This window comes from uncultured Slackia sp., from assembly GCF_944321625.1.
GTDB lineage: Bacteria > Actinomycetota > Coriobacteriia > Coriobacteriales > Eggerthellaceae > Slackia.
In genome coordinates, this window is the sequence record NZ_CALUMA010000113.1 from 1 (window position 1) to 5,983 (window position 5,983).

General features: G+C 63.0%; 7 protein-coding genes and 1 pseudogene. 4 read left to right on the forward strand and 4 right to left on the reverse strand.

All coding sequences use genetic code 11. The features are described 5' to 3' along the window. The first annotated feature begins 61 nt into the window (after positions 1 to 61). The 4 genes from Q0J60_RS09490 to Q0J60_RS09500 are packed head-to-tail and all read left to right on the forward strand — an operon-like array spanning position 62 to position 2,844. Positions 62 to 940: a class I SAM-dependent methyltransferase gene (locus tag Q0J60_RS09490; RefSeq protein ID WP_294440935.1), complete on the forward strand. Its 879-nt coding sequence runs from the start codon at positions 62 to 64 to the stop codon at positions 938 to 940. Continuing rightward, positions 868 to 1,029, forward strand: coding sequence for a hypothetical protein (locus tag Q0J60_RS10545; RefSeq protein ID WP_367178834.1), 162 nt, complete (start codon positions 868 to 870; stop codon positions 1,027 to 1,029). The genes Q0J60_RS09490 and Q0J60_RS10545 overlap by 73 nt, the downstream gene beginning before the upstream one ends. A 46-nt stretch (positions 1,030 to 1,075) precedes the next feature. After that, positions 1,076 to 2,344: a gephyrin-like molybdotransferase Glp gene (gene glp, locus Q0J60_RS09495; protein ID WP_294440939.1), complete on the forward strand. Its 1,269-nt coding sequence runs from the start codon at positions 1,076 to 1,078 to the stop codon at positions 2,342 to 2,344. Then, positions 2,344 to 2,844 carry a molybdenum cofactor biosynthesis protein B gene (locus Q0J60_RS09500; RefSeq protein ID WP_294440940.1) on the forward strand — a complete coding sequence of 167 codons (501 nt, stop codon included), beginning with the start codon at positions 2,344 to 2,346 and terminating at the stop codon, positions 2,842 to 2,844. The genes glp and Q0J60_RS09500 overlap by 1 nt, the downstream gene beginning before the upstream one ends. Before the next feature lie 69 nt (positions 2,845 to 2,913). Here Q0J60_RS09500 and moaC read toward each other — a convergent pair whose 3' ends face one another. From moaC to Q0J60_RS09520, 4 genes and pseudogenes are all read right to left on the reverse strand, one after another. Continuing rightward, positions 2,914 to 3,411, reverse strand: a complete 498-nt coding sequence (gene moaC, locus Q0J60_RS09505; RefSeq protein ID WP_294440943.1) for a cyclic pyranopterin monophosphate synthase MoaC — start codon at positions 3,409 to 3,411, stop codon at positions 2,914 to 2,916. 3 nt (positions 3,412 to 3,414) lie between these two features. Then, positions 3,415 to 4,416 (reverse strand): GTP 3',8-cyclase MoaA, encoded by a 1,002-nt coding sequence (moaA, locus tag Q0J60_RS09510; protein WP_294440945.1) that lies wholly within the window; start codon positions 4,414 to 4,416, stop codon positions 3,415 to 3,417. Positions 4,417 to 4,639: 223 nt separating this feature from the next. Next, positions 4,640 to 5,770 (reverse strand): sulfate/molybdate ABC transporter ATP-binding protein, encoded by a 1,131-nt coding sequence (locus tag Q0J60_RS09515; protein WP_294440947.1) that lies wholly within the window; start codon positions 5,768 to 5,770, stop codon positions 4,640 to 4,642. Between the two features lie 12 nt (positions 5,771 to 5,782). Beyond that, positions 5,783 to 5,983, reverse strand: a pseudogene (locus tag Q0J60_RS09520) (molybdate ABC transporter permease subunit); the annotation flags it as partial.

The following is a 5,983-nucleotide window of genomic DNA, read 5'->3' on the forward strand; positions in this document are numbered from 1 at the left end:
ATCCTTTGCGGTATCATCCTCCCATGCGAACAATTATCGGTTCCAGCATGCAGGAGAAGCCATGATCGATTTCAACAAGGAAAGGCAGCAGCTCCAGCTCACACGTGCACCGCTCAAGGATTCCTCCCATTGGACGAAGAAATCCGCTCGCTACGACACCAAGGACACCCGCAACCTGTACGCCGAAGCGTTCCTCAAGCTTGCGGGCATACAGCCCGGCGACGTCGTGTTCGACATGGGATGCGGCACCGGTGCCTTGGCCGTCCCCCTTGCGGAGGCGGGGCATGTCGTCTATGCCGCCGACTTCAGTGACGGCATGCTGGGCAAGCTCGCCGAAAACATGAGCATTCACGGCGTCGATTCCATCACCCCCATCAGGATGAGTTGGGAGGACGATTGGGCGGCGCATGGCGTGGAGGAGCATATGGCCGACGTCGCCATCGCGTCGCGCTCGATCGCCGTTGCCGACCTTGAAGCCGCCCTGGACAAGCTTACCCGCGTTGCCCGCCGCCGCTGCTGCATCACGCTCACCACGGGAACGTCTCCCAACGTCGACCCGCGCTTGCTCAAGGCAATCGACGTGTCCGTCTCCCCCACCCGCGATTTCCTTTATGCATTCGGCATCCTCGCCCAGAAGGGCTTCGAACCTACGGTGGACTACATCCACTCAACGCGCAAGGACACCTTCGATACGCAGGCGGAGGCGCTTGAGGACTTCACTCGCATGATCGACGCCTCCAACCCGACGATGCCCCTCCCCGAACGAGAGGCCGCCATAGCCCGCCTTGACGCGTGGCTCTCCGAGCACATCGTCGACAACCCCGACGCAGGAAAACCCGACAGGAAGGGCATCCCCGAGGGGCTACTGTGCCTCGACGTGCTGCGCGTAGTGTCCTGGGCGTTCATCGCCTGGGATACGCGCATCGATTCACCCTATTAACCGACTCGCATTTCCTGGTTGCGCATGCCGTATACGCCCATTCGCGCATGTTGGCGCATGTACATTTGCATGCATATGTGCCTCAATAGGATATATACTTATTTGGAAATAATTTACGCCATCGAAAGGACCGATATGACTGGAACCGTGCCTTCCATGATTTCGCTCGAGGAAGCGCAGGAGCTCGTCCGCTCCCACACCAAGCTGCTCGATGTCGAAACCGTTCCGCTGCTTGATGCGACGGGCCGCGTCGCCGCAGCCGACCTGACGAGCGACATGGACGTGAGCCCGTTCGCCCACGCTGCCATGGACGGCTTTGCCCTGCACGCCTCCGACATCGCGCAGGCATCGCCTGAATCGCCCGTCGATTTGGATGTCATCGCCGAAGTTCCTGCAGGCGGCGCCTACGAAGGAGCCATCGAGTCCGGCCAGTGCGTGCGCATCATGACCGGCGCCGCGCTGCCCGCCGACGCCGACGCTGTGGTGAAGTACGAAATCGTCGATTACCTGGGCGGCGACGGCATGCCGCAGAGCCGCGTTCGCTTTACCTCCCCCGCCAAACCGCGCGCGAACATCCGCGAAGCGGGCGAAGAGGCCAAGGAAGGCGAAGTGGTCGTGCGCGCTGGCGAGGTCATCAAGTCGGCCGGCGCGGGCTTTCTGGCGGGATGCGGCGCAACGGAAGTGCCCACGTATCGTGCGCCGCGCGTCGCCATCATCCCCATCGGCAGCGAGCTCGTTCCGCCCACGGAGCGCCCGGGCATAGGCCACATCCGCAACTCCAACGGCTACGCCCTTGCCGCATGCGCGCGCGAGGCGGGCGCCATCCCTGAGATGCTCCCCATCGTGCCCGACGACTTGGACGAACTGACGCGCGTGGTGAAAGATGCCTGTGCGCACTTCGATTTCGTGGTCACGTCGGGCGGCGCCTCGAACGGCGATTTCGACTTCATCAAGCCGGTGGTGGAAACCCTTGGCGAACTGTACATGACCACCGTGAACATGCGCCCGGGCAAGGCGCAGACCTTCGGCGTGGTCGACGGCACGCCTGTATTCGGCCTTCCCGGCAACCCCGCCGCCGCTTACATGGGATTCGAGCTGATCATTCGCCCCGCGCTGCTCGCCATGCAGGGCCACACCCAGCTCGAACGCCCGCACGTGCAGGCGCGCCTTACCGCCGACAAGAAGAAAAAAGACCCGCGTCGCCTGCTCATGCGCGCCACCATCACGCGCGGCGAAGACGGCGTGCTCGAGGTGACGCCCGCCGCCAACCAGAGCTCGGGACTGTTCGGCGTGATTCAGCGCAGCAACTGCGTCGCGATCATCCCCGAAAACGTCACCGAAGCGCACGCGGGCGATATGCTCGAATGCATCCTGCTGGACGTCGATGAAGGAGTGGTGCTGTAATGGCGCATACGCACAAGCACGAAGAACCGAAGCCCTCGTTCGCCATCATCACCTGCTCAGACACGCGCTCCGAAAAGGAGGACACCGCGGGTGCCGCCCTCGAGGAGCTCATAGCGGAACGCGGCTGGACCTGCGTCGAGCGCGTGGTGGTCAAAGACGACCGCGCGACCATAGCCGAGAACATCGCGCGCCTTGCCGACATGCCCGAAGTCGATGTGGTTCTCACCTGCGGCGGAAGCGGCCTTTCGCCGCGCGACGTCACGCCTGAGGCCACGCGCGACGTGTGCGACCGTGAGGTACCCGGCATCGCCGAAGGCATGCGCGCCTATAGCATGGCCATCACGCCGCGCGCGATGCTGTCCCGCGCCATCTGCATGCAGCGCGGCAGTACCATCGTGATCAACCTGCCCGGCAGCGAGAAGGCTGCGCGAGAGAACTGGGCAGGCGTGGCCGACGTACTCCCCCACGCCGTATCCATGATGGCAGGCGGAGGGCACTAACCGCTTCAATACATCAAGAAAGGCCACTGCATAGTGGCCTTTCTTATTCGCTCTCTATCTGCGGCATGCCTATTGGCGCAGCCACAGCCCGGTTTTGCCGCCGTCCTTCTTCAGCAGGCGCACGTCCATGATCTCCATACCGCGATCGACTGCCTTGCACATGTCGTAGACGGTCAGGCATGCCACGCTCGCAGCGGTGAGCGCCTCCATCTCGATGCCCGTCTTGCCCGTGACGCCGCACGTGGTGGTTACATGAATGCCCACACGGCCGTCCTCGCGCTCGCCCTCGAACACCGGATCGCATTCGACCTTCGCCTTGGTGATATTGAGCGGATGGCACATGGGAATGAGCTCGCTCGTCTTCTTGGCCGCCATCACGCCCGCGACGCGCGCGCAGGCGAGCACGTCGCCCTTGGCGGCCTTGCCTTCGACGATCAGATCGAGCGTCTCGCGATGCATGGCGATGAACCCCTCGGCCACCGCGATGCGCTCGGTGTCGGGCTTGGCGGACACATCCACCATCCGCACCTCGCCCTTCTCGTCAATATGCGTAAGCTGCTGATCCATCCTCTAGCCTCCTATTTGGCTCATGTTGCGTTCGGTGCCTACCTTGTTGTGGTGCTCATCGGGCTTGATGCGCAGCGCCTCGGCGAATGCCGCGCGCACGCCCTCGTCGTCGCCCGCACGCAATGCCGCGCGCACATCAAGCTCGACGTCCGAGAACAGGCACGGACGCAGCTTGCCGTCCGCCGTCAGGCGCACGCGGTTGCACTGGGCGCAGAAATGGTTCGACATGGCCGAGATAAAGCCCACCGTGCCCTTGGCCCCCGGAAACTCCCAGTAACGCGCCGGCCCCCAACCGAGCGGCTTATCATCACCCGCCGGAACGAGTTCGGGTAAGCCTGCCTTGCGTGCGGCATCGTTGATGGACTCGAGCACCTCTTCGTTAGGCACCACGTCCTGAGGACCCCATCCGCACCCCGTGGCGCCGGCGGAATCGCCCACAGGCATGTACTCGATGAAGCGCACATGCAGCGGTCGGTCGACTGACAGGCGCGCGAATGCAAGAAAATCCTGATTGAGACTGCGCACCGTGACGGCGTTGATCTTCACGGGGTCGAATCCGGCATCAAGAGCCGCCTCGATGCCGTCGAGCGTCTCGTGCAGGTGCCCGCGGCGCGTGATGTAGGCGAACTGGTCCTCGTCGAGCGTATCGAGCGAGATGTTCACGCGCGAAAGGCCCGCACGCTTCAGATCATCCGCCATCCTAGGCAAGAGCACGCCGTTGGTTGTCAGCGATACGTTTTCGATGCCGGGCGTGTTCGCCACGTCGCGCACCAAATCGACCACGCCCTTGCGCACAAGCGGCTCACCGCCCGTCAGGCGCACGCTCTTGATGCCCATATCGGCAGCGATGCGCACCAGATGCGCTATCTCCTCGATGCGCAGAATCTCTTCATGGGGAAGGCTGACCACGCCTTCCTCCGGCATGCAGTAGATGCAGCGGTAGTTGCAGCGATCAGTGAGCGAGATGCGCAGATATTCGATTGTGCGGCCCAGATGGTCTTTCATGAAACCCCTTTCGAAACGCTCGCATAGTACCACGAACGAGAATAATTGGGAACGTATGGCCCCGGAGGGGCCGGTCGGACGCCGCGGGACACGCGTTCGGCTACCGCTCGCTTCGCTCGCTATGCGCCTCACTCGTCTCTCCAACCTTTAGATAATGAAGTTTGAGAGAGACAAGTGTCCTGCGGCGTCCGACCGGCCCCTCTGAGCCCGAGAATCCCAAGCGCTACCTTGATACCAGATAGATAGCCTCGGGCGGAATGCGTATGAAGAGCTCATCGCCTTCCTGGGGCAGGCCCTCGAAGCCCACCTTGAGCTTGTCCACGCGCCACTGCAGATGCGTGCGGAGGAACTTCATGGTCTCGTCCTCTTCCGCCACATCATGGAGGCGCTGAGGCGTCTGCTCGGCGTCGAGAAAGCCCAGCATGACGGTACGTTCGAAGCGCGAATCGCTCACGCGGTCGGCGCGCATGCGGAACACGTTCTCGCCAGGTCCTTCCGCACGCTGCAGGAAGAACGCCCTCACGCCGAAATAGCGCACGTCTTGAGGCACAGGGAGGGCGCTCTTCACGCGGATGCCCCATTGCGGCAGGTGCACCGTCGAGGCGTCCACGTACGCCGCCTCGGTGGTGTTCTTGCAGCCAGAGAGCTTGATGGCGGCAAGCGAACCGGGGCTTTCCACAATGGCCTGGTTGGACCCTATCTCGTCGATGCGCCCGCTGTCCACCACGGCGATGCGGTCGCAGAACCGAAACGCTTCGTCGATGTCGTGGCTCACGTAGAGCACCGTGCCCTCATACTCTTTGAACAGGCCGATAAGGTTCTGTTCAAGCGAGCTTTTGAGATGGGCGTCAAGCGCCGAAAAGGGCTCGTCCAGCATCAGGATGCCGGGGCGCGCCGCCAGCATGCGGGCGAGCGCCACGCGCTGCTGCTGGCCGCCGGAAAGCTGAGCGGGATAGCGCGCCTCCAGGCCCTCCAGACCGAATCGGCGCATCTGCGATGCCACCAAGGTGTTCCGGTCTGCCGCGGATACGTCTTTCCCGATGCCGGCCGCCACGTTCTGCGCCACCGTCAGATTGGGAAACAGCATGTAGTTCTGGAACAGCAGCGCCGTCTTGCGCTGCTGCGGCGTCAGGTCAACCGACGCACGCTTGCCGCGCGCACGATCGAAGAACACCTTCCCGTTCACCTCGATGCGACCTTCGTCGGGGCGCTCGATGCCGGCGATGCAGCGCATGGTCAGCGACTTTCCGCATCCCGAAGCGCCGAGAAAGCCCAGCACCTCGTTGCCGGCCTCGAACGCGACGTCCAGCTGGAAGCCGCCCATGTTCTTTTTGATATCAACCTTGAGGCTCATGCGGACCCCTTGCTATTCCTCGGTCGCCTGGCGGCGATACTTCGTTGTACGCTTGCTCCACAGGTTGATGAACAGGATCACCAGGAAGCTGAACGCGATGACCACGCAGGTCCAGAACAGCGCCGTGTCCATGTCGCCGCCCATCCATTCGAAGTAGATGGCGATGGGGATGGTGCGCGTAATGCCCGCGTAGTTGCCCGCCAGAAACAGCGT